Raw genomic sequence first — 23,007 nt, forward strand, 5'->3', positions numbered from 1 at the left:
CGCGTCGGTAAGCTGCAGGGTCGAACGCGCCGGATCGCGATCGTCGCAATGGCGCGCAAGTTGTTGATCGCGCTCTGGCGCTTCACCGAGACCGGAGAAATCCCGGTCGGAAGCACGCTCAGAGCCGTATAGGAATCGCCGCAGGGAAGCCGTGGCGATGCGAGGAGCACGACCGTCTTCGTCAATGGTTACACCAGACTGCCGCGTGGCAGGTTGGTCGTGTTCGATCGGGGCCTTGCCTCGTGCATGAGGCATTATGGTTACGGGTTCCAGATCGGACCCGACCGCATGTAAGGTTACGCAGCCAAGGCTGCTGCACAGTGCCGCCCCAACTCGCTTGCAGAACGATAAATGTATCGCATCAACGGGATGAACGACATGCCGCCATAGCCTTGACAATCGAACCCTCATGTAAAGACGAGGCCCGGATCGGTCAAAAAACGCAGATCACCCGGCGCTGGGCCAAGCGCGGAACAAGACCCGTCGCGCTCCGTGATCTGCGCCGGGCTTCGGCATGGATCTTTGGAGCGATCTGTCCCGCAGAAGGCAAAGGCGCCGCGCTGGTCATGCCTCGTTGCAACGGCGAAGCAATGGACATGCATCTCGCCGAAATCAGCAGCCAGGTCGCACCCGGCGCTCGGCTGGATGGCACATGTCCGGCAAACTCGACATTCCGGCCAACATCACCCTCTTGCCGCTGCCGCCCAAATGTCCCGAACTCAATCCGGTCGAAAACGTGTGGCAGTTCATGCGCGATAATTGGCTCTCCAACCGCATCTTCTCGTCCTACGACAACGTCGTCGATCACTGCTGCCACGCCTGGAACCGCCTCATCGATCAGCCATGGCGCATCATGTCCATCGGCTTGCGCCAGTGGGCATATGGGTCGTGATCAGGGAGTCTTGGTATAAACGCCTCACATCGCTCCGAAAGATCGAAGAACCCGGATTTCGGGCCGTCGCTGTCCTTTGGTGTTGCTCCGAGGCGGTGAATCTCCTCACCCCCGTCGACACCACCGGTTTTCGAGGTTTCCAGTCAATATCGGTCCCCATATGGGAAGTGACCGCTCGCTTCATCTGAACCAGTAGGTCTCTTCAACACCCGGCAGACAGGGTGAAGCGGAGAAATGCCTTGGACCTGGAACTGGATGGACGGCGAACCCTCGTAACCGGCAGCAGCAGCGGCATCGGGGAGGGGATAGCCCGCGTGTTGGCACGGGAAGGCTGCAAGGTCGTCGTGCATGGACGGCATCGGGAACGCGCCGAGAAAGTGGCTGCGGAAATCGGCGCCGCAGGTGTCGCGCTAGGCGATCTGTCGACCGATGCCGGCGCCCAACGGGTGCATGAGCAGGCCGTCGCCGCCCTGGGCGGTCCGATAGAAATCCTGGTGAACAACGCCGGAGGCAGTTCTACCGACAGCACCACGCGGCCTCCGCTGGACGTGAAGATCGAAGAGTGGCTGGACAGCTATAACGGCAATACGCTCTCTTCGGTGCGCTTGGCCTTGCTGGCCGCGCCATCGATGGTCGAGGCGGGTTGGGGAAGACTGATCCAGATCTCCAGCGCGGTATCGCTTCAGCCCAACGGGTTGGGACCGGACTATTCGGGCGCGAAGGCCGCGCTCAACAACTTCACGGTCAGCCTTGCCGGCTCGCTGCGCAATTCGGGCGTGACCGTGAATACGGTGACGCCCGGCGTCATCATGATGGACAGCCTCCTGCAATGGGGCCGCGCCCAGTTCGGCGATGCGGGGATGTCGGTGGCTGACGTCACCCGGCACATGGCCGAGGCGGGTATCTTCGAGCTGCCCCCCGCCGGCCGGCTGGGCACACCAGACGATATCGCGCATGCGGTCTGCATGCTGGCAAGCCCCCGCGCGGGCTTTGTGACGGGATCGAACTACAGGGTCGACGGCGGCCAGGTGCGGGCGGTCCTGTGAAACACAGGCTAATCCGCGCCGCACAACAGTCAGCATGGAAGATCGGAACGGTAACGTCATGACAATCCAACCTCTTCGCGTCGTTCAGTGGGCTACTGGCACCGTGGGTCAGGCCGCCTTGCGACACTTCATCGGAAATCCCCATTTCCAGCCGGTCGGGGTTCTCGTCACCAATCCCGACAAGGTCGGCCGGGATGCGGGCGAACTCGTCGGCCTTCCCGCCATCGGTCTTGCCGCGACGGACGATGTGGAAGCGATCCTGGCGCTCGATGCCGATTGCGTTCACTTCGCGCCGCTGCTGCCCGATGTGGACACGGTGTGCCGCCTGCTTCGCTCCGGCAAGAATGTGGTAAGCCCGCTGGGCCCGGTCTACGCCAGCGAACCGTTCCGCGCCGATGTCGAGAAGATCGAGGCCGCATGCCGCGAGGGTGGCGTGTCGTTTCATGGCACCGGCATCCATCCCGGCTTCATCGGCGACATCCTGCCGCTCACGCTCACCCGCCTGTCCGACCGCATCGACCGGATTCAGGTCTTCGAGATCGCCGACAAGCTCAAGACGCCCTCGGTCTATATCGAGTACATGGGGTTCGGCCTTTCGCCGGACGAGCTGGCGGCGCGGCCCAATTGCATGACGGGCGCCATGCATGCCTTCGCGCAGTCGATGGCGTTCGTGGTGGAAGGCCTCGGGAAGCGGATCGGCGACGTTACGGAACGGCACGAGATCGCGCTGGCCACGCATGACATCGCCTATGAGGGCGGCGTCATTTGCGCAGGCACGGTGGCAGGACAGCACTGGGAATGGACTGCCTTGGTCGACGGCGCCCCGTTCCTCGTCTACCATCTCTACTACCGGATGGGCGAAGACATGACGCCTGCATGGAACCTGGGCGAAAGCCGTCACCGGATCCTGGTGGAAGGCGCGCCCTCGTTCGAACTGACGCTTGCGGCATCACCCGAGGCGGATGGCCACCTGCCGTTTCTCGGCATCACCTGGACGGCGTTGCTGGGTGCAACGGCGATCCCGGCGGTCTGCGCAGCCGCTCCAGGCTTCGTCACGCATATGGACCTCGGGATCGTCAAGCCTCTAGGTTTGGCTCGCGCCTAGTAGTTCTGGAATTCTCCGAGGCGGGTCAAGTGCGTAGGACCGCGTACATCGTTGCGGTCGGTTCTAACCCGCACCGCGGCTCACGCCATATGTAGATGCTCAGTTTCCATGACCGAGAGTCCACAGTTATTCGAGGCTGGCGGGGTCAAGATGGATTCCAAAAACGTTGAGCGAGCGATCCGTCCGCTCGCTCTCAATTGGTAAGCGCCGACGGAACCCGGCCTTGTGCGGATCGGGATCTACGTGAATTTCGCAGGGCATATGGACGCCTTGTTGTGATATCGAGCAGTCAAACGAGCGCTGTTATAGCGCACGCCGAGATGGCGGAGCGGTCGTTCGAGTGGAACGGCGAAGCGCGGTCGCGCGGCAAGTCATGCGCGGACTTTGGGACGCGTGTGCGCGGCATGACTATCGACCACCAGATGCGCGGCGAGGCTAGGTGAGACACTCGCTTCGATGTGCTTAAGGGAGCCCGGGAATTCCTGGTGCCTACAATTTAATAGTTCCTGCAGGAACTAGGTCGCTCGGCGAGGAGGAAGTGCCTATCAAGATGCGGTGTTCACCGGACGGCGTGATCCAGTCTTTCCTGTTTTCATCCCATACACCTAGCGGGTGATTGCTGGCAGCGGGGTCGATCGCGATGGACACCGTCTTGGCTGTTCCGGCGGGCAAGAGGATGCGCTGGAAACCGACGAGACGCTTTGGAGGTTGAGGTGCGCCTATCTCGCTGGCACTGGGAGGGAGTGCCACATAGACTTGGATCACCTGCGCGCCGGCGCTTTTGCCGGTGTTCTTGACACGAACTTTCGCGCGCCAGACTTTCTTGCGTGCGTTGTAGGATAAGCTAGGTTTGCTCTCCGTGAAGCTGGTGTAAGACAAGCCGTAGCCGAAGGGAAAAGCGACGCAGGGGTTGCGCCCGTTGGAAGGTTCGCATTGGCCGCTCAGGTTGGAATCGTACCAGCGATAGCCGATCGCGAGCTTTTCCGTATAACTCACTGTTTGCGTTTTTCCATCGCTTCCGACTACTCCCGGAAACTGTTCCGGGGTGATATTGTCGAGAAAGCCTTTGCCGGCGTATGAGAATGTAACCGGCAACTTGCCGCCCGGATTCTTGAGGCCGAATAGCAAGTCGGCGACGATGTTTCCGTCTTCCTGGCCGGGGAACCATGCTTCGAGGATTGCAGGCCCTGCAGGGCCCACCAGCGCAGGGTCCATTGCAACACTGGCATTGTCTTTGAGCACCAGCACCGCTTTGCCGGACATGGAAGTGCCGCTTGTCGACGGTGTGCCCAGCAAGGCCTTGATCATCGCTAGGGTCTGACTGTTCCTTGCCAGCGCGGCCCGCGGATCCTTGCCGGGGTTAAGCACGGCGATGACGTCGGATCGGTCCGCATACCAATCGAGTCCGTGTCCATCCGCGGCACTTCCCGCCAGAACCTTGCCACTTGGCACCGTGAATGTCGCGCGGTCGGCGCCTTCTTCGGATATGGTGCCCGCCATCAGAATGACGGCATCCGCTGCCGCCGCCTCGGTAAGTACCGCCTCAAAACTCGTGGAAGCGCCGTCGATGGTCGCTGTGCGGTTTTCATCGTCTATTAGAACGAGCTTGACGGCGGCACGCGTGTTTCCTTGCTGCTGAAGCGCGTTACGGATGCCTTCGATCGGTGTCACCGAATAGTGTGGGACCACGTCCGAGCTGCCTCCACCCGATCCCATCGGCTTACCCGTCAGCGCACCGCCGGCTACGGCTTGCTGCGCATAAGGTTGAGAGGCCTTGCCAATGACCAATACCGATCCAACATCGCGACGAATTGGAAGTGCGCCATTGTTCTGAAGCAACACCGCCGAACGCGTTCCGATTTCGCGCGCGGCGCGGCCATGGCCCTCAATGTCCATAGGGCGCTGAACGAGCGGCCGATCGAAGATTCCAGCCTTGAACATTTGCGTGTAACGGCGTTCGAGTGCTTGATCGAAATCGGCAATCACGAGATCGCCTTTAACCAGCGCATCGTTCAAATTCTTCGGGGACCACCGCATCGGCTGCGGCATTTCATGATCCATGCCGGCCTTCATGGCAGGCACCGTAGTCTTCGTGGCGAAAAAGTCGGGCTGAACGTAGCCGGTGAAGCTCCAGTCTTTGCGAAGGATATCGGTGAGCAATTCCTTGTTTTCGCAAGATCCAGTACCGTTCACGGTATTATAGGCGCACATGACCGATGCAGCCTTGCCGTCCTTAACGGCCATTTCGAAAGGCAGCAGATAAAGTTCGCGCAGAACCTGCCTGTCGACTTTCATATCGACTGATTGCCGATTGGTTTCCTGTTCGTTTGCAACGTAGTGTTTTGGCATGGCGATCAGGCCCTTGGCCTGGACGGCCTTGATTTCGGAGGTGGCCATGATCGCGGTCAGATAAGGATCTTCTCCGAAATACTCAAAGTTGCGGCCCAGTATCGGCAGGCGCGCCAAGTTCAGGCCGGGCGCCTCGAAAACGTGAAGGGCAAGGTCGTTCATATCATCCGCGATGATGCTTCCGTAGTTGGAGGCAACAGCCGGATCGAACGACGCAGCTACGCCGATGGCGGAGGGCAGAGCAGTTGCCTTGGCGGAGGAACTATGCGTGTATGCCGCTGCCATTGCCGGTCCAAAAATCCCTGCTGCCTTTGTGTCTACGATGGTGGGAGACACGCAATCGTTTTGGCCGACGCCCACGGGACCATTGGTTATGCGGAATGTAGGAATACTGAGTTCGGGTATCCCGCGAGCATGCCGGGCGCCGAAACAGTTGGGAAGCTCTGGCAGGATTTCAGGACGGCTGCCGGTAAGCTGTTGCATTTTCTGATCGGTTGTCATCGCGGCGATCAGTAACTTGGCGCGTCTAAGCGCTACCGCTTCCTTCGCTGCATCCGTTTTGGCAGTTCCCTGTTCCGCGACGATCGCATCTGCCATCCAGGATTTCTGCTCGGTCTTCTCCCGGCTATGCGCTGTAACAGGCAATCCGCTACAGAAGACCGCGCAGGAAGCCAAGAGCTGGATCGCTCTGCTGTTGATCTTAGCCATTTACGCAGTCCTTGACAAATTGATTGGCTGTTGGAGAGAGTGACCCTGGGTTTCGCATCAATATCAAAGCGGGAATCCTGCCTGAACCCCTGTAGTAGGTTCGGGCATGCGGGAGCAACGATCACCATGTGTGCTGAAACTTCTAAACCTAGAATATGCAAGAAGCATCCGGCGTCGCCTGCTAGGCATCTGGGCTGCGTTTGGTCAGGATCACTATTTACCGGCCAATGGATTTCTGGCGAATGATCCAAGACGTGTTAGTGCAAAGTGTACATCTGGATCCAACGAATGTTCTTGCCGCCACGTCGTCATTACGGAGGCGCCATTGCATCCATGCTACCGCTACGTCTGCCATCGGTCCACCGTGCGGAAGTGCGAAAGTACCTTCATGACCGACATTCATGCTACCGAAAAAGACCGGTTGCTTTTCTATGGCGTCGAACGCTTCATTTGCAACTGGCCATGCAACATCCGACTTGCCCCCGACCAGAAGCAGGACCGGGGTATGGATGGCCCGCAGGCGATCTCGGTGCATCACGAGCGGCGGATTGTCGGGCAGAACCGGAAAGATTCCGCTGTTATGGATCATCACCGTGCGGATGCGGGGGTCTTGCGCCAGAAGAATAGCCAACATGCCGCCGCAACTATGGCCGGCGGCGGCGACTTGGGTCGGATCAATCCGACCGTAGTAGGGACTGCCCGTGTTTGCATTTTCGCTCAAGGCCCAATCAAGCGCCTCGCGAAGATCCTTGATAGACACCGTCATCGGTCGGGGCGTGGCAGCGCCGGGCAGAGGTAGTGGGCCGGTGAGCGGCTTACCTGGCGCTATCACGAGATAGCCGTAGGAAGCAATCTGAGCCAAATGGGCACGAGCACTCGCCCCATCATTGGAACAGCCGCCGTTACCCCAGATGAGCACGCCCAGCTTCTTGGATCCGAGCGTGCTCATGTCGGCGGGACGATAGATGGTGGCGTTGGGGAGTGCCAGGTCGAGTTCCATGCGGGCGGGATAGGGACCGGAGCCGCGAAGCTCCGGTGTCAGGTTCTGCCGGTCGAGACGTTCGGATGTCTGGTGGATCATGTCCCACAGACCCTTTAGCTGCGCTTCCCCATCCTCTGGCGCCGCTGCCGTGGCAGCGACCGCCGAGGTCGCCAGAACCATCAGCAGGCCCGCTACGGAACTCCGCTTCATAACCTATCGTCCGCCAAAGGCGTAGCGTACTAGAAGACCAACTTCTCGCCTCGGTGTATAACCGATCTGGAAGTAGTCTGTTTGAGGACGTCCGAAGATCGCGGCGGCACCACCTGCGGATACCGGAGCGACCGGGTTCACCGACAAAACCTGTTGGGTGTTTAGCACGTTGTTAGCGAAAAGAGAAATCTCCCAGCCGTTTTCGGCGTCGCGGACACCGGCGAATAGATTGAGAAGACTGTATTTGTCGATGACCATTATCTGAGTGGCATTCGGATTGTCAGGATAATAGACAAAGTTACCACGGATGAAAGCGTCGGTACGATCCGATAGCGGCGCTGAATATTCGGACTGTACGGTCAGATTCCAGCGCGGTGTGCGGGAAATGGACTCGCTGGAGCGGCACCTTGCGACCATAACGCCGGCATCGATAAAGTCCTGCGTGGTCGGCACGATAGTGTCGACGACACCGTCGAAATTGCCATCGTTGCAAGGAACCAACGCATCATCCAGTTGGGCCTTGGACCATGTGAAGCCAAGATCGACGTTCCAACGAGGGGTTACCTGGAAGCCGAGCTCGACATCGATACCTTTGACCTTCGCATCAGCATCGGCGGTGAACTCGGAGGAGTTGATATTGCTCGCGAGCGGATTGTTTGGATCCGTCACTGCGAGATAACGAGTTGACTGCGTAAGGAAGAAGAAGTTATCAAACTTCTGCTTGAACAAAGCAACGTTCAAACGAACACGCCGGTCGAAGAAACTGGACTTGAAGCCCAGTTCATACGTGGTTGAGCGCTCCTGGCCGTGGAAAATAAGGTCTTCGATCGAGCCCAGGTCGGGCCCGCCCGCCTGCGTGCAGCAGGTGAGCGCGCTTGTGATGCCGATGGCCGGTCCCGCGGAACGGAAGGCGGAGCCGACATTACCATAAGCCATGAAGTCAGGCGTGAACTTGTGGGAGAGCGAGACATTGTAAAGAAGCGGCTTGAAGGTCTTGCTACGATCGAGATTCTGTAATTGCCGGCCTGCAATCGGTAGATCGCATACCGAGGGCGCTCCAGTATAGACCGGACTCGCCACTGCACCTGTCAGTGCTGGGCTGAGAGCGCCCAGAGCAGAGCAGGGTAGCAGGCCGCGCGTCGGATTGTTGAGAGCGTTGAAGCCACCGAGGAGATCGAGGGTAACCCGATCGCGCCTCTTGAAATCGATGTACCGAACCCCTCCCGAGAGTTCGGTCCGTGATCCAAGATGGGCGGTGAGGCTTGCGAAAGCCGACTTTTCGGTCACGATGGGATCGATCGTGATCGCGGTTCGCAAGGTGTATCGGTCGAGCGGGTTCTGCACTACCGGTGCACCGGGGCGCCCGAAAGCGCCGGTGAGGAACTGGGCAACGCCGTCCACATCGGTATGGGATTTCTCACGGTCGTAGAACCCGCCGATCGTATAGTCGAAGATATCGAAAATGCGCTCTTCCGAACTAAGTCGGAGCTCATGAGACGTTTCCTTCGCATCGGAAATCGCGGTCTGATAATACTCGACTCCCGGCAGGACATTGGCGGCATCTTGAGTCGAGGCGGTATTCGACCGGGTTCTACGATATGATCCCACGTAGTTCAGTTTTTGACCGCCGAAACGCCATTCAGCCTGGCCGACAATGAAATCTGTGTTCCCATCTTCGATATCGGGCCGATCAGTAATGCCCAGCCGCTGGCTGGCCGTGATTGGCGCTTCGTCCGTAGAAGAACCGAATTTGGCGACCTGTTTGAAAGTGCGACTATTTCTCCAGGCGCCCTGATACATGATTTGCGCTTCGAAGTCGGGCGTGGGTTCGAACAGTAGCGTTGCCCGCACGGCTTCGTTGCGCACGAGTGGATCCGCGCGATAGTTGATGCTGGTGACGCTGTTGGCTTCGTTCTGATCCACCACCCCGGCCACTCGCAGCGCCAGCACGTCTTTGATGATCGGAACACCGACAGCGGCTTGAACGTTCATATTCCCGCGCGATGAGGCGCTCATATTCAGGAAACCACCAATCTGATCGAGATCGGGCTTTCGCGACGTAATGGTGATGGCCCCGGTCGGCGCGGAACGGCCTCGAAGGGTTCCCTGCGGACCTTTCAGAACTTCGACCTGCCCGATATCGAACAAGGTTCGCGTTACTTCGGGGCCCCGTCCGGTAGGGGCGTCGTTGAGATAGAACTGGACGACGGGGCTGGCATTCGAGGAAAGAAAAGTCGGAACGCCGCGAAGGCCCGAGCTCGCGCCAAATGCCCCGCTGGCACCGGATGATGAACCTTCTATGCTTAGGCCCGGAACGATCTGGGCGATGTCGGAAGCGTTGTTGATGCGAAGCTTCTGGATTGTGTCTGCAGCCACGGCGTTCACCGTCTGCGGGACGTCCTGCAGACTTTCTCCTTTTCGCCGCGCTGTAACAACGATGTCATTGATCGATATCGCCGCCGGTGTCTCTGACGCCGTGTCTTGCGCATAACTGGGTTCCGCAAGCGCTGCGCATGCAACACCTGCGAGCAAAATCGCTCGATGACAGTACATCCTCAATCCCCTTATGTTCACACAGGTGAACTGTTTTGTATTTGTAAACGTTAGGGCAGTCTATAACTAACGAAAAACTGCTGCTGAACCTGTTTGCATTCTACAGTGGAATGTAAAATAGGTCCGATAGACCGTCAAGCAAATGTGTGTATGGTTGTTCCCGCAGCTGTCGTTGATGCGGGGAAGTGATTTCGAAGCGGAAATGGCTGTCAAGGAACTGAAAGAAAAGAGTAAAATGAATGTCGAAGAGTGAGCAGTCGGCGCGACGAATGTCCCGCCCCCACGATGCCCGCGCAATGCGTTCCCGTGATGCATTGCAGCAGGCATTTTTGAGGCTGCTGTCCAAGCGACCATTGAACGAGATAACGATTCGGGACATAACGAATGAGGCGGAAGTTAGCTATCCGGTGTTCTTCCGCCGATATGCAGGCAAGGATGAATTACTGCAAGATATCGCGGCGGGAGAAGTGCAGCGGCTTCTTACACTGACACTTCCTATCTTTGACACCAACGCAGAACAGATGTCGCTAGAGGCGCTTTGTACGTACGTGTCTGACCATCGCCTGCTCTGGAAGCAACTGCTCACGGGAGGAGCTGCGACAGCAATGCGGGACGAATTTTTACGTATCGCACGCGAACTCGGCTTATCCCGCAGAGAGCACAATCCAGGATTGCCAGTAGAGTTAGCATCGTCTTTCGTCGTGGCAGCGATTTTTGAGATACTTTCCTGGTGGCTGGCTCAACCTGAAGATTATCCCATTGATAATATCATCAAGTTTCTTACCGCTCTTGTAGTTCGGCCTGCGATGAGTCAGATCGATGCGGCGGCCTATCCTATATGAGGCCAAATCGGCTTGTACGACGAATTACTTTTAGACGCGAATTCAATGGGCAGTGCCCTCGTGCCAGTTAGGATATTCTTTCAGTCGGAAGAGCAACCCGCCGCAAACGAAACTGCTACCGATTCCAAACACGAGCAACGGGTCGTAATGCCCGAACTTGTCAAACACCGCACCTGCAGCGATTGAGCCAAGTCCGCCGCCGATGCCTATGATACTGGTCATGACGCCGAAGACCTTGCCATAGTGAAGCGTACCTGCATAGCGAACGGTCAGATAGGCACAGATTTGCAGCTTGGTGCCCATCGTATAGCCGATGATCATCATGGCTATTATGGTCAACGTGGGTGACCGCGTGGCGTCGATCAGAATTCCGTAAGCCAATGCCGGAACAGTAAGACTGATGACCCCGATCGTTCGCGCATTCCAACGGTCTGTCATCCAGCCGGTCGCGAGTTTGCCGATGATCCCTGCAACGCCCGCCAGGCTTGCCAGCCACGCAGCGTGTGATCGTGTGATTCCGCTTGCCGTCAGAATCGGCACCTGGTGGATCATGATCGCTGTCCCGATGAACATTGTCAGCAACGTCGATGCGCCTATCCGCTGCAAAGGGCGGCTGCGCAGAGCCTGAGCAAGCGTGAGTCCGTAACCTGAAGGCGCTGGGTCGCGACGTTGCTGGGCCCTGTTCTGCAGCCTTTCACGATCGCTGGCGTCGTACAGGAATGCAACGGCGAATATGAAGCAGGGGGCGGCCCATCCTAATCCCAACCAGATATAGGCCTGCCTCCAGCCAAAGTCATCGATCAGCCATTGCGCCAGTGGAGGCACTGCAATCTGGGCGATTGCGGTGCCGGTAAGCGTAACTCCCAGGGCCAGGCCGCGACCCGCTTCGAAAGCGCGGGAGATTGCGGTAGTCCAGACCGTCGTTTTCACGCCAAGACTGACCACTCCGTAAATCAGCCATATAAGCATCCACTGTGCGAGCGATCCGCTCGCCAGACCGGCGAGAGCGATCGATCCTCCGGTCAGGGCAATGGATGGCAAAGCCATCCGGCGACTTCCGTAACGATCGACCACAGCGCCGATCGCTGGTGATAGTAGCACCATGAGTATGCCAGGAATGACGCTGACAATGGATATTTCGGCGCGGGCCCATCCGAATTCGCGTCCGAGTGGCTCCATGAAGAGCCCGAGGGAATAGGATGAAAGCGAATGGAGCGAGAACCCCATTGCCGAGGCTACCACCAGCGGCCAGTGCAAACGCCACTCGGCGCGAGCGGCCTGGTTTGCGGATCGGTCCGACATGGATTTCTCAGTTGCTCACTGCAGAAGCGGATCGCTGCAAATTCGAGGCCCCGAAGCGCGTCCGTTGTCCCAGCATCGGCAGACAATTTCTTGGTTGTTGGTAGAGTGGCAATGAGGCTGAAACCCGAAGAATTGGCGGCCAATTCATTCCAGCCTCGAGGCTCGACGCCGAAGCCGTCAAACCATTCATCATGCATGCGTTTCGCGGCGTATCTACGCGATATGGAAGTGTCCTGGAATTGACGATGGCCCGCGATGTATCTTCGAGGATTGCGGCCACTTCCCCGCTTTCACCCCGCTGCGGCGCCTCCAGTCTTGATGCACCATCGAATGCAGGTGGTGGCGCCTTGTGCCTTTTCGTCATCTCGCCTCTCCAGTCATTTTTTAATGCATTATGATGAGCGACTGCCGTGAAATCTTCGAAAAACATCGAGGAATTTTGGACAAAATTGCGTGTTTGACCATCCTGTGTTATTTGAAGATACAGATAGAATGCACAATCTGGCGGGTTCAGCAAGTCGATTCGTGCTTTGCATAAATATTACAGTGCAGTGAGCTTCGTTGGTCAGATGAGGAGGGGTAATCGATGGAAGCAGTAAGCTCCCAATCGTCACTTGTGGTCGTTACCGGCACGGCCGGTCTCGGTCATGAGGCGGCAGCAGCCTTCGTGCGTGCCGGTCATCGCGTTATCGTAGCTGGACGGAGCGCCGAAAAAGGGCAGATGGCGGTGCGTTCGCTGTCGGAGGTTTCGCACGGTTCGGATGTCAGGTTTGAGCTGCTCGACCTCGCGAGCCTCTCGTCCGTAGCGGCTTTCACCGCTGCCTTGCGGGATCGGGGCGAAGCAGTGGACATCTTGGTGAACAATGCTGGAGTTATGACACCGCCGGCCCGCCAGGTAACCGCCGAGGGTCATGAGCTCCAGTTCGGCGTCAATCATCTTGGCCATTTCGCGGTAACGGCCGGCTTGCTGCCCTTGCTGCGACCGGGTGCGCGTGTGGTCAGCGTCACCAGCCTGGCCCAGCATTATGCGAAACTCGATCTCGATGCGCTGGATGATGTGGCGCGTTACAAGGCCGGACCGGCCTATTGTACGTCGAAGCTGCTGCAGGCCATGTTTGCCGTGGAGTTGCAGAAGCGGAGCGAGGCAGCGGGCTGGGGAATCTTGAGTCTGGCGGCGCATCCGGGGTTCGCATCGACCAACCTGTTCCAGGGAGGGCAGGGCCGCGCGAGTCTTCGCAGCTTGTTCTTCACGCGGTTTATCGCGCCTCTGATAGGTCAGCCAGCGTCCGGAGGGGCGCTCCCGATCATTCACGCGGCGACGTCTCCCGAAGTGGTTGGAGGGCGCCTTTACGGTCCGAAGGGCTTCAAGGAGATGAAAGGGCCGCCCGGCGAATGCGAGTTTGCCCGTTCGGTGCACGATGCGACTTTGCGAACGAAGATCTGGGACTTGTCCGAACGGCTGACAGGATATCGCTTCGGCGATGCGACCTGACGGACGAGGGATCCTCTTGCGTCATGTGTAATTTTAAATAACATAACGGCAATTCGAGAGACTCGCGCAAACGCGGCTCCGCTTGGAAGAGGATAAATGCATGGGAACTGTAACCGACAGCCTGTTGGCGCACATGCCCACTCGAGCCGGTTTCGATTTGGCGTTCGAGGACGTTCGAGACGCGCAGGTCGCCGCGATGAACGAGCGGTTCGAGGAGCAGTCCGAGAGGATCAAGGTCTTGGCTATGCGGGCCAAGGACGTTGGGATTTCCGCCATCTCAAGCCGGGAAGATGCCGTGGCGCTGCTGTTGCCGCACACAGCCTACAAGTCGTACCCCGAAAGTTTCCTGCTCGATGAGAAGTGGGACAAGCTGACCCGTTGGCTCGGCACGGTGTCCGCCCATCCGACCAACAACGTCGATCTGTCGGAGATCGAGGGGATCGATCAGTGGATCGTTCGCCTTCAGGATGCGGGACATTATGTCTCCTGTTCCAGCGGCACGACAGGCAAGTCGGCGATGCTGAACTCCTCGGGGGCCGATATTGCGCATGGAAGCCAGGACCTTGTGAACGCGGTGCTTTGGGGCGCCGACGTTCAGGACAACCAGTCGCGGCGCTTCTTCAGCACAGGTCCAGTAGCTGCGGTGCCCAAGAATATCGCTCTGGGCTTGGGGCTTTTCCAGGCTTTCGCGCGTACCGACGTGGCGCCGTTCATCTCGCCGGCGCCGCCTATGACGGTGGGCTCGATCACCGGCGCCATCGTCATGCGCAAGCGGATTGCCGACGGGGTAGCCACCCCCGGCGAGATCGCTGCTTTCGAGGAATCGGCCGCCCAGCGTCAGAAGGCCATGACCGATGCCATCGATGCCGTCGTCGATGCGATCATCGCCGCGCGCGAGGACGAACAGTTCCTCATGGGCATGTGGGCAGGCCATTATCAGGTGGCAAGGATGGTGCGGGATCGCGGCTTTTCCGCGAAGGATTTCAACCCGCGCAACGCCCTGTTTTGCAGCGGAGGCCTGAAGCGGGCACAGTTGCCAGACGATTACCGAGAATTCGTCTACGAGACTTTCAACATTTCGTCCGAGCGCACGTTTCTTTCCTACGGAATGCAGGAAATCCAGTCGAATATGCCTCAGTGCAGCCATGGGCGGTATCACATCCCGCCATGGCTCGTGTGCCTGCCGCTAAACGAGAACGGAGACGAATTGCTGCCCACGGACCAGGGCCAGATCGAGGCGCGTGCCGCCTTCTTCGACCTTTCCATGGAGGGCCGCTGGGGCGGCGTCATCTCGGGGGACAAGATCGAGGTCGATTTCGGGCCTTGTGCCTGTGGCCATGCTTCGCCGTCCATCGCCGATACCATCACCCGCTACGCCGACATCAAGGGCGACGACAAGATCGGCTGCGCCGGCACTGTCGACGCCTATGTCCGCGGCCTTTCCTGACCTGGGAGATAAGCCCATGAACATGCACAGCGATCCCGCCGCCATTTCGGAAACACAACCGGATTCGGCTCCCTTCTTCATTCGCGGCGCGCTTGTCGAAGGCGCGGATTCGGTTCATCGTTCGCGAGATCTTGGCGTTGCCTTCGCGACGCCAAAGCTGGACATGGACCTTCTCGTTTGCCCGCGTACCGAACTGCCGCCGCTGCTGGACACGCCGATCGCCGAAATCATCGATTTTCTGGCCGAGACCGGTCAGCGACTGGTCGATCCGAACAACCCCTATGTCGGCGCATGTATCGAGCGAATGGCGAAAGTGAGCCTGCAACCGCGCGCCATGATCGAGTTCACGATGCGCAACGCAGCCGAGTATCTCGATCCGCGGTCGCTGCGCGAAGTGGTGGAACAGAACTTCCCCGATCCGCAGGCGCTGGACACGTGGATTCCACATACCGACCACCAGGGGCGCCGCAGTTTCATCCGCGCTTATGCGCCGCGCCTGATCCATGTGCTGCCGGGCAACGCTCCCGCTCAGGGCATTCGCTCGATCGCGCAGGGCGCGCTGGTCAAGGCGGTGAACGTCTTCAAGATGGCCTCCGCCGATCCGTTCTCGACCGTTGCGTTTCTGCGTACCATGGCGGATGTCGACCCGGACCATCCGGTCGTGCGTTCGATGTCTGCGGTATATTGGCGGGGCGGCGACGAAGCGGTAGAGCGCGTGCTGTTCCGTCCGCAGTATTTCGATAAGCTGGTCGCCTGGGGCGGCGGCGACGCCATCAACAATGTGATGAAATACATCGGGCCGGGATTCCAGCTGGTGTCGTTCGATCCCAAGACTTCGATCTCAATGGTCGGACGCGAGGTCTTCGCTTCGGACAAGGCGCTTGCTGAGGCCGCCTGGCGCAACGCCTTCGACGTGGCGATGGCCAACCAGGAGGCCTGCGTGTGCAGTCGCTTCACTTTCATAGAGGCGAGCCCGGAGGACGCGGATCGCTATTGCGAGGCCTTGGCTGCCGAAATTCGGGTCGATCATATGGGCGAGGGAGCGCCGCGCCCGCTTGAATCGGACCTGCGCGAGCAGATCGACGGGCTGCGCATGATGGACGAAGACTATGCGGTTTTCGGGGCGAGCGACGGGCGGGGTGTGGCGATACGCTCGGAGGAGCCGGTCGACTTCCATCCGCTGCGGAAGACCTCCAACGTGGTCTGCGTACACTCGCTGGAGGAAGCGGTGAAGTATGTCAACGTCGCCACCCAGACGGTCGGCGTCTGGCCTTTCGATCGCATGAAGGGCCTGCGCGATCGCTTGGCAAGCGCAGGCGCGCAGCGGGTAGTGCGGCTGGGCGAAGCGGGGCCAAGCGCCATCGGTAATCCGCATGACGCGATGTATCCCCTCCATCGGTTCGTACACTGGATGGCGAACGAGGATGGCTGCAACGGGGACGACTGAGGCGAGCCCCTGTTGAACGTTGCCTCGGCAGCGGCTAACGGGAGGGATAAAGATCGAGAGGAAGCTTGGCCAGACCCCGCACGACCACGCCTCGGATACCTGACGATGCCCGCGCGCAGCGGTCGTTGGAGGCGATGCGTGCCGCCTTCCTGAATTTGATCGCCGAACGTCCGCTCGACGATATCTCCATCAAGGAGATTTGCGATGCGGCGGGACTCAGCTATCCAACGTTCTACCGCCGGTTCTCCGGGAAGGACGAGCTTCTCGCCAGCATTGCCACCGAAGAAGTCCGTCAGTTGCTCACTTTCGGATTTACTGCGCTGGAGGCACAGGACGAGCGCGGCGGCAACTCGGCAGCGGCGATGTGTTCCTACGTTGCGGACCATCGCGCCTTGTGGCGTACGCTGCTGACTGGCGGTGCGGCGGACGCGATGCGGCAGGAATTCATGCGCCGGTCGCGCGATATCGCTGAAAGCCGGCCGCGCAGCAACCCTTGGCTGCCGGTAGATCTTGCCGTGCCGTTCGTGACAGCCGGTGTCTTCGAGATACTCGCCTGGTGGATGAAGCAGCCGGATGACTATCCCACTGCCAATGTCGCCACTCTTATAGAAGTTCTCATTCTGGAACTGACGGCACGACCTCGCAGCATCGAGCTGTCCTGACGTCAGGAGAAGTGCAGATACTCACCGTGCCTGTGTGCTGCGGAGGCCGCAAAACTGCCGTTTGACGTTTCGGTAGATTTCAGGCTTGCGATTGATTTTGCAATGTTGGTTACTGAGATTGGCGTGTCTCAAATATGCCATCGTACCTATCTTTAATTGGTTGGTGTATTTCATCTTTAAATGAAAAAATTAACGATGGGATGTGATTTTAACTCATCGCGTGAGTTTTGTCGTCCATTGTATGTCGAGCCCTATCGATTTTACTGTTTCCGGATCGTTAGCGATGGGAAAGTGTATCTTAAGTCGAGAGGGGCATTGCACTGGACAATGATGCGCCACCTGTCTTTTCAAAATTCCAAACCAGCACCGAGGTCGGAGGTTACAAACCAGTTCTAGCGGAACCGAAGCAATGGTTTGCCAGCATTGTGCTCGGTCGCCGCGTGGGCGTTGACCGCCGACACTTCCTGCGTTGATCCTTGCCTGATTAACTTTGACTGGACGACATCAGATTGCGAATTCGCTTGTTTCGATAAACTTTCAGATATTCTCTGCGGTGAAGATCTCGAATGCCAGTAGATGCTGCTGTCGTCCTTGATCCGGGTGAGTTAAATTTCGCGCCATCACTTCGACAGCAGATTTCGCCATGGTCTTTGCCGGGTGGGACAGGACGACCTCAACGACGTCGTCCGCCAATGCGGCACGGGTTTCTTCGGTCAATTCGTTGACGACGACGATGGGCAGCCGGTCTTTTTCAAGCGTCCGCAATGCTGCGATGACGCCGCCAACGCCGCCTCCTGCGACATAGATGCCTGCAATGTCGGGCTGGGCTTCCAGCAGGTCAGCGGTGATCGAGAAGGCCTGGTCGTTGTCTTCCAAAGTGGCGCTCGTCTGGATCAGTCGGGCATCCGGGGCATGTTCGCGCAGATAGCTGCGAAAGCCGGCCTCCGCGAGATCCTGGCTGACATAGCGGGCGCTGCCCATCAGAACGGCGACTTTGTAATCGGCTTCCGCGCGGTGCCGATGCGACAGACCATGAATGAACCAGGCGGCGGTGCGTCCCTTCTTGAGATCGTCGATGCCGATATGGCCGGCTATCCCTTGGGCGCTGAGTCCGGTCACGAGCGTGAATACCGGCACGTCGTCCGCCGCGAGCATATCTACGGCATGGTTTATCTTTGGATGATCTTGGGCAACGACAGCCAGCGCATCGACCTCGCGGCTGAGTGCCATGATGTTCTCGGCCACGTTCTCAGGCGAAAGATCGTCCAGAAAGCGAATGCTGGGGCGGCCGTGGATGATCGTGCTGGCGCGGGTCGCTTCCGCCAGCCGTTCTCCCCACATGCGATATTCCTGCTGTGCGGGAAGCTGGAGCAGGAAGCCGAGTCTGCCGACCGGTCGCGAGTTGGCGACGCGATGACGGAGAGCGGCAAGGCCACGAAATCCGATCCGTTCAGCGGCTTCAAGCACGCGATCGGCGGTGATCTGACGCACGGGGTCGCGTCCGTTCAGCACCCGATCGACCGTAGAGACGCTGACGCCGGCGGCACGGGCAAGGTCGATTATCGTAGGCCGGGAGACAGGCCGCATACCAGAATCTGTCACAGAGAATCTCACAAAATGAGAGTTCGTAAGAGATAATATGAGAGGTAATTCCACGCAAGCTTGAAGATGGCGGCCCCAAGCGAAAGAGGAAGCCTCCAGGCGGCACCTGTCGGCCGCGTCATCCCCTATACTCATCGGACTTCACGCCATGCGCTCTGTTTTTTTCGCCAAATGCGCGGCGAACCTTCGATCCTGCCGCATACTTGCCTGCCTGTTGGCCGCAGGACCGGGAACCGGCCTCGTCCCCGCCACAGCGTTTGCTTCCGAAACGAGGGAGGAAAGCGCGTCGTCCGACCAGGCGGCGGAGAACGAGGGCAGCCGAGTCGCAGCGAATCCACTCCGCGCCTATTGGGCGTGGAAGGACCGCCTAAAGCGCGACGGCTTCGACTTCGTGATCAACTATACGTCGGAGGACCTCATCGCGGTGCGCGGCGGGAACAGCGACGCGCTCGTCCATGCGGGGCAGGCCTCATTCACCGGGCAGGCGGACATGGAGCGGCTTGTGGGATGGAAGGGGGGAGCGGTCACGCTTTCGATCTCCCATCGCGACGGGCAGGGGATCAACACGCGGTCGGGGATCGGGGCCCTGCTCGGGCCTCAGGAAATCTTCGGACGCGGCAATGTCACGCGCATCTCCCAGTTCTGGATCGATCAGAAGCTGGGGGACCGTGTGTCACTTCGGGTGGGGCGCAGTAACCCAGGCAGCGATTTTGAGGAGTTCGATTGCGACTTCATAAACCTGTCCTATTGCGGCAACCAGGTCGGGAACATCGTATCGGACTATTGGTACAATTATCCGATCAGCCAGTGGGGCGCGATCGCCAAAGTGGCGACCGGATCGGCGACTTACGTCAAGGTGGGCGTCTACCAGGTCAACCCGCGCAATCTGACGACGGGATTTCTCGATGTCCTGAACCCTTCGGGCGGGACTGGAGCGCTTGTCCCGGCAGAGTTCGGCTGGTCTCCCCGCGTCGGCAGGAATGGTGCGATTTCGGTGAAGGTCGGCGGCTGGTACAGCACGGCGGCCCGTGACGACGTCTATCTGGACCGGGAGCGCGCCCCGGCGGCAGCAAGCGGGCTGCCCTTCCAGGAAAGGGATGGCTCCTATGGCGGCTATTCCAGCGTGGTTGCGCGCTTCCACACGCATGAAGGCGGCGATCGCAACGTCAAGATCTTCTTCAATGCGACTCTGGCCGACGCCGCGACGAGCATTGTCGATCGCTCGCTGGCGGCCGGAATGGTCTGGACCGGCCCTTTCGCCGCGCGTGCCCGGGATCAGGTGGGTATCGCGATCAGCGCCAACCATCTCAACCGGCGGCTGGCCGATTACCGCCGCGAACGTCTTTCCCTTGGTTTTGCGGCCGGCTTGCCGGGAACAAGCGAGAACGCGCTCGAGCTGTTCTATGGTGCGCAGGTGTCGCGCTTTCTTCAGATCCGGCCGGATGTGCAATGGCTTCATCGGCCCGGTGGCACCAAGGCCAATCGCGATGCGATCATCGTAGGGGCGCGAACCGCGGTCAGCTTTTGACTTACGGGCCTCTCAAAATGAGAGATTCTTTCATTCCACCTAAGTCGCACGACGATAGCTGCTTGTCACGCCGTGGAGGCGCAAATATGGGCGAGGCAGAAGAGATGAACGGCCATCGGAACCCTTGCGGGCCCTTCCGGTCGCGGGTCGTTCGCGAAACGGATCGACACCATGTCCCGGTATCGGCGTGTCCCGTCGCCGTGCGGCCCCGGCCTGCGCGATGCGATGCGGCTGCGCCGCGCCTGGGCGCTTTGAGCGAGATGTCGGCCGGGGTGAAGCAAAGGGCTGTTCGATGAAACGAAGGGAAATCCTCTCCTCGCTGGGCCTGGCCGTCGGCGCGGTGCCGGCTGCCAAGCTTCTCGCCGAAGAAATGCAGGGCTTCCCGCACGACATGGCGCTCGACAAGGCCTTCATGCCGGTCCCTGCGCCGCAGGGCGGAAAACCGCAGGTCCTGGTGCGCGAAATCGATCGGCGCACCGTTGCTGCCGTGTTCGACAGGCTGATCCCCGGCGACGAGCTTGGCCCCTCGGCAAGCGCGGCGGGCTGTGTCGATTTCCTTGATGCACAGCTGGCGGGGGCATTCGGCAGCGGCGCGATGCTCTATCGTTCCGGCCCGAAGGCGCCCGGCGAGGACGAACTGATGCAGAAGCCGCAGTTCATCGCCACCCCCCGCGAGCGCTACGAAACCGGTCTGCGCGCACTCGAAGCTTATGCGCAGCGCAGCCACCAGGCCTCGTTCGCCGATCTGGCCGCAGAGCAGCAGGACGCGATCCTCACTGGCATGGAAGCCGGCACGATCGAACTCGCGCCCGAAGTGAACACCAGGGCCTTTTTCGAACTCATGCTGTCCAACGTGCGCGAGGGCTACTTCGGCGACCCGATGTACGGCGGCAACAAGGACATGGCCGGCTGGAAGATGATCGGCTTCCCCGGCGCCCGCTATGATTACCGCCTCTACGCCGACCGTACCGGCGAGGATCTCGGGCTCGAACCCGTGAGCCTCATTCCCAAGGACTGACGCTTTTCCACCGACGCGGTCCCAGGCGAAATTCGAAGAAAGCAAAACGACATGGCAAGCAAACGGCCCAAGGCAGACGTGGTTGTGGTGGGGCTCGGGTGGTCCGGTTCGCTCATGGCCGAGGAACTCACCCGCGCCGGGCTCAACGTGGTCGCGATCGATCGCGGTCCGTGGATCGACACGTCCACGCACACGCCACCCGCCGTCGATCCGGACGAACTGCGCTGGGGCCAGCGCAAGGAGCTGTTCTCGCCTCCGCGCGACAATACCGTGACGTTTCGCAACCACGCGGGGCAGGTCGCCGCGCCGCTGCGCGATTTCGGTATCTTCGAGATGGGCGGCGGCGTTGGCGGTGCGGGCTTCCACTGGGCGGGCATGGCCTGGCGCTTTTCCCCCTGGGATTTCGAGGTCCGCTCGAAGACGATCGAGCACTACGGCCGCAAGAAGGCCGAGGACGGGGAGATGCAGCTTCAGGACTGGGGTGTTACTTACGACGAACTGGAGCCGTTCTACGACCGCTGGGAGCGCATCGCCGGAATCTCCGGGCAGGCGGGCAATATCAAGGGCGAGATCCAGCCGGACGGCAACGTGTTCGAAGGCCCGCGCAGCCGCGACTATCCCACCCCGAAGCTCAAGACCCTGCGCATGATGGAGCTGTTCAACGACGCCACCACGCGCATGGGCCTGCACCCCTTCACGATCCCCTGCGCCAATATCTCGCAGCCTTATGTGAACCCGCTGGGCGTCACCATGGGCGCCTGCACCTATTGCGGTTTCTGTCTGGCCTATGGCTGCGGCAATTTCTCGAAGTCCAGCCCCCAGGCGTGCATCTTCCCGGTGCTGGTGCGCCGGGCGAACTTCAAGGTCATCACCAAGTCGGTCGTCACCAAAGTGAACAAGGCGGCGGACGGCAAGACCGTCACCGGCGTCACGTTCATCGACGAGCATGGCCGCGAAGTGGAGCAGCCCGCCGACATCGTCTGCCTCACTGCTTTCCAGGTGGACAACGTGCGCATCCTGCTCAATTCGCGCATCGGCAAGACCTACGATCCCAAGACCGGCGAAGGCACGATTGGACGCAACTTCAGCTTCCAGACCGTTTCCGGCACGGACATGTGGTTCGAGGACGAGCAGATCAACCCGTTCATCGGCACCGGCGGTCTCGGTTCGCAGATCGACGACTACAACGGCGACAACTTCGACCATTCGAACCTGGACTTCATCGGCGGCGCCGGCATCCTGACGCTCTCGCGCGACGGCGCCCCGATCGCCAAGGCCGGTAACCTGCCGCCGGGCACGCCGCGCTGGGGCAGCGGTTTCAAGAAGGGCTACGCGAAGTATTACCGCAACTACGGGACGATCTTCAACCAGGGCTGCTCGATGCCGACGAAAGCCGCGTCGCTCGATCTCGATCCCACTTACCGCGACAGGTTCGGCGTTCCGCTGCTGCGCCTGACCTACGACTATGCCCAGAGCGATCGTAACATGGCGAAGTACACGATGGACCGCGCCGTCGAGATCGCGCGCGAGATGGGCGCAGCCCATGTTTCAGGCTTCAACTTCGCGGACAAGGCTTTCTCCACCGCTGTCGTCGCCTCGGATCATGTGATCGGCGGCGCGGTGATGGGCGATGATCCCGCCAGCTCGGCCGTCAATCCATGGCTTCAGAGCTGGGACGCACATAACCTGTTCGTCGTCGGTGCCTCGGCGTTCCCCAACAACGCCGGCTACAATCCGACCGGGACCGTCGGCGCCCTGGCCATTCGCACGGCCCAGGCCATTCACCAGACTTACCTGCGCAAGCCCGCGCCGCTCGCCTGAG

The 23,007-nt window shown here is 59.7% G+C and carries 15 protein-coding genes and 2 pseudogenes; 12 read left to right on the forward strand and 5 right to left on the reverse strand.

Annotated features, from left to right (window positions below):
- From ACI3K3_RS15895 to ACI3K3_RS15910, 4 genes and pseudogenes are all read left to right on the forward strand, one after another.
- Nucleotides 1-132: pseudogene (locus tag ACI3K3_RS15895) on the forward strand (IS110 family transposase); the annotation flags it as partial.
- 284 nt (nucleotides 133-416) lie between these two features.
- Nucleotides 417-892, forward strand: a pseudogene (locus tag ACI3K3_RS15900) (IS630 family transposase); the annotation flags it as partial.
- Between the two features lie 239 nt (nucleotides 893-1,131).
- A complete protein-coding gene (locus ACI3K3_RS15905) occupies nucleotides 1,132-1,938 on the forward strand; it encodes an SDR family NAD(P)-dependent oxidoreductase (RefSeq protein WP_404915338.1) in 807 nt (268 codons plus the stop codon).
- Nucleotides 1,939-1,996: 58 nt separating this feature from the next.
- A complete protein-coding gene (locus ACI3K3_RS15910) occupies nucleotides 1,997-3,043 on the forward strand; it encodes a hypothetical protein (protein ID WP_404915340.1) in 1,047 nt (348 codons plus the stop codon).
- 489 nt (nucleotides 3,044-3,532) lie between these two features.
- Here ACI3K3_RS15910 and ACI3K3_RS15915 read toward each other — a convergent pair whose 3' ends face one another.
- The 3 genes from ACI3K3_RS15915 to ACI3K3_RS15925 form a co-directional block, all read right to left on the reverse strand.
- Complete coding sequence (locus ACI3K3_RS15915; protein ID WP_404915342.1) at nucleotides 3,533-6,100, reverse strand: beta-glucosidase; 2,568 nt, start codon at nucleotides 6,098-6,100, stop codon at nucleotides 3,533-3,535.
- A gap of 217 nt (nucleotides 6,101-6,317) precedes the next feature.
- A complete protein-coding gene (locus ACI3K3_RS15920) occupies nucleotides 6,318-7,292 on the reverse strand; it encodes a hypothetical protein (RefSeq protein WP_404915344.1) in 975 nt (324 codons plus the stop codon).
- 3 nt (nucleotides 7,293-7,295) lie between these two features.
- The gene (locus tag ACI3K3_RS15925; protein WP_404915346.1) at nucleotides 7,296-9,845 is read right to left on the reverse strand and encodes a TonB-dependent receptor; all 2,550 of its coding nucleotides are present in this window, start codon (nucleotides 9,843-9,845) and stop codon (nucleotides 7,296-7,298) included.
- Between the two features lie 239 nt (nucleotides 9,846-10,084).
- Here ACI3K3_RS15925 and ACI3K3_RS15930 point away from each other — a divergent pair, with 239 nt between their 5' ends.
- Nucleotides 10,085-10,687, forward strand: a complete 603-nt coding sequence (locus tag ACI3K3_RS15930; protein ID WP_404915348.1) for a TetR/AcrR family transcriptional regulator — start codon at nucleotides 10,085-10,087, stop codon at nucleotides 10,685-10,687.
- Nucleotides 10,688-10,729: 42 nt separating this feature from the next.
- Here ACI3K3_RS15930 and ACI3K3_RS15935 read toward each other — a convergent pair whose 3' ends face one another.
- Nucleotides 10,730-11,989 (reverse strand): MFS transporter, encoded by a 1,260-nt coding sequence (locus ACI3K3_RS15935; protein WP_404915350.1) that lies wholly within the window; start codon nucleotides 11,987-11,989, stop codon nucleotides 10,730-10,732.
- Nucleotides 11,990-12,605: 616 nt separating this feature from the next.
- Here ACI3K3_RS15935 and ACI3K3_RS15940 point away from each other — a divergent pair.
- From ACI3K3_RS15940 to ACI3K3_RS15955, 4 genes are all read left to right on the forward strand, one after another.
- The gene (locus ACI3K3_RS15940) at nucleotides 12,606-13,481 is read left to right on the forward strand and encodes an SDR family NAD(P)-dependent oxidoreductase (RefSeq protein WP_404915352.1); all 876 of its coding nucleotides are present in this window, start codon (nucleotides 12,606-12,608) and stop codon (nucleotides 13,479-13,481) included.
- Between the two features lie 100 nt (nucleotides 13,482-13,581).
- Nucleotides 13,582-14,928 carry a hypothetical protein gene (locus ACI3K3_RS15945; RefSeq protein ID WP_404915354.1) on the forward strand — a complete coding sequence of 449 codons (1,347 nt, stop codon included), beginning with the start codon at nucleotides 13,582-13,584 and terminating at the stop codon, nucleotides 14,926-14,928.
- 16 nt (nucleotides 14,929-14,944) lie between these two features.
- On the forward strand, nucleotides 14,945-16,375 hold the full coding sequence (locus ACI3K3_RS15950; protein ID WP_404915356.1) for an acyl-CoA reductase: 1,431 nt from the start codon (nucleotides 14,945-14,947) through the stop codon (nucleotides 16,373-16,375).
- A gap of 134 nt (nucleotides 16,376-16,509) precedes the next feature.
- The gene (locus ACI3K3_RS15955; RefSeq protein WP_404915358.1) at nucleotides 16,510-17,037 is read left to right on the forward strand and encodes a TetR/AcrR family transcriptional regulator; all 528 of its coding nucleotides are present in this window, start codon (nucleotides 16,510-16,512) and stop codon (nucleotides 17,035-17,037) included.
- Between the two features lie 537 nt (nucleotides 17,038-17,574).
- Here the strand turns inward: ACI3K3_RS15955 and ACI3K3_RS15960 are convergent.
- Entirely contained in the window at nucleotides 17,575-18,774 is a 1,200-nt protein-coding gene (locus ACI3K3_RS15960; protein WP_404915360.1) for a LacI family DNA-binding transcriptional regulator, read from the reverse strand.
- Between the two features lie 79 nt (nucleotides 18,775-18,853).
- Between ACI3K3_RS15960 and ACI3K3_RS15965 the strand changes: the two genes are divergently transcribed.
- The 3 genes from ACI3K3_RS15965 (at nucleotide 18,854) to ACI3K3_RS15975 (ending at nucleotide 23,006) form a co-directional block, all read left to right on the forward strand.
- A complete protein-coding gene (locus ACI3K3_RS15965) occupies nucleotides 18,854-20,167 on the forward strand; it encodes a carbohydrate porin (protein ID WP_404915362.1) in 1,314 nt (437 codons plus the stop codon).
- 292 nt (nucleotides 20,168-20,459) lie between these two features.
- On the forward strand, nucleotides 20,460-21,185 hold the full coding sequence (locus ACI3K3_RS15970; protein WP_404915364.1) for a gluconate 2-dehydrogenase subunit 3 family protein: 726 nt from the start codon (nucleotides 20,460-20,462) through the stop codon (nucleotides 21,183-21,185).
- 51 nt (nucleotides 21,186-21,236) lie between these two features.
- Nucleotides 21,237-23,006: a GMC family oxidoreductase gene (locus ACI3K3_RS15975; RefSeq protein WP_404915366.1), complete on the forward strand. Its 1,770-nt coding sequence runs from the start codon at nucleotides 21,237-21,239 to the stop codon at nucleotides 23,004-23,006.
- The last annotated feature ends 1 nt before the right edge of the window (nucleotide 23,007 follow it).

Source organism: Novosphingobium sp. ZW T3_23, from assembly GCF_044987305.1.
Classification (GTDB): Bacteria; Pseudomonadota; Alphaproteobacteria; order Sphingomonadales; family Sphingomonadaceae; genus Novosphingobium.

Excerpts from the sequence above, each read along its gene's own strand:
- ACI3K3_RS15910 (WP_404915340.1), top strand. The coding sequence starts at position 1,997 with ATGACAATCCAACCTCTTCGCGTCGTTCAGTGGGCTACTGGCACCGTG.
- ACI3K3_RS15935 (WP_404915350.1), bottom strand. The coding sequence starts at position 11,989 with ATGTCGGACCGATCCGCAAACCAGGCCGCTCGCGCCGAGTGGCGTTTG.
- ACI3K3_RS15930 (WP_404915348.1), top strand. The coding sequence starts at position 10,085 with ATGTCGAAGAGTGAGCAGTCGGCGCGACGAATGTCCCGCCCCCACGAT.
- ACI3K3_RS15920 (WP_404915344.1), bottom strand. The coding sequence starts at position 7,292 with ATGAAGCGGAGTTCCGTAGCGGGCCTGCTGATGGTTCTGGCGACCTCG.
- ACI3K3_RS15915 (WP_404915342.1), bottom strand. The coding sequence starts at position 6,100 with ATGGCTAAGATCAACAGCAGAGCGATCCAGCTCTTGGCTTCCTGCGCG.
- ACI3K3_RS15970 (WP_404915364.1), top strand. The coding sequence starts at position 20,460 with ATGAAACGAAGGGAAATCCTCTCCTCGCTGGGCCTGGCCGTCGGCGCG.
- ACI3K3_RS15950 (WP_404915356.1), top strand. The coding sequence starts at position 14,945 with ATGAACATGCACAGCGATCCCGCCGCCATTTCGGAAACACAACCGGAT.
- ACI3K3_RS15955 (WP_404915358.1), top strand. The coding sequence starts at position 16,510 with ATGCGTGCCGCCTTCCTGAATTTGATCGCCGAACGTCCGCTCGACGAT.
- ACI3K3_RS15960 (WP_404915360.1), bottom strand. The coding sequence starts at position 18,774 with ATGAGTATAGGGGATGACGCGGCCGACAGGTGCCGCCTGGAGGCTTCC.
- ACI3K3_RS15975 (WP_404915366.1), top strand. The coding sequence starts at position 21,237 with ATGGCAAGCAAACGGCCCAAGGCAGACGTGGTTGTGGTGGGGCTCGGG.
- ACI3K3_RS15945 (WP_404915354.1), top strand. The coding sequence starts at position 13,582 with ATGGGAACTGTAACCGACAGCCTGTTGGCGCACATGCCCACTCGAGCC.
- ACI3K3_RS15925 (WP_404915346.1), bottom strand. The coding sequence starts at position 9,845 with ATGTACTGTCATCGAGCGATTTTGCTCGCAGGTGTTGCATGCGCAGCG.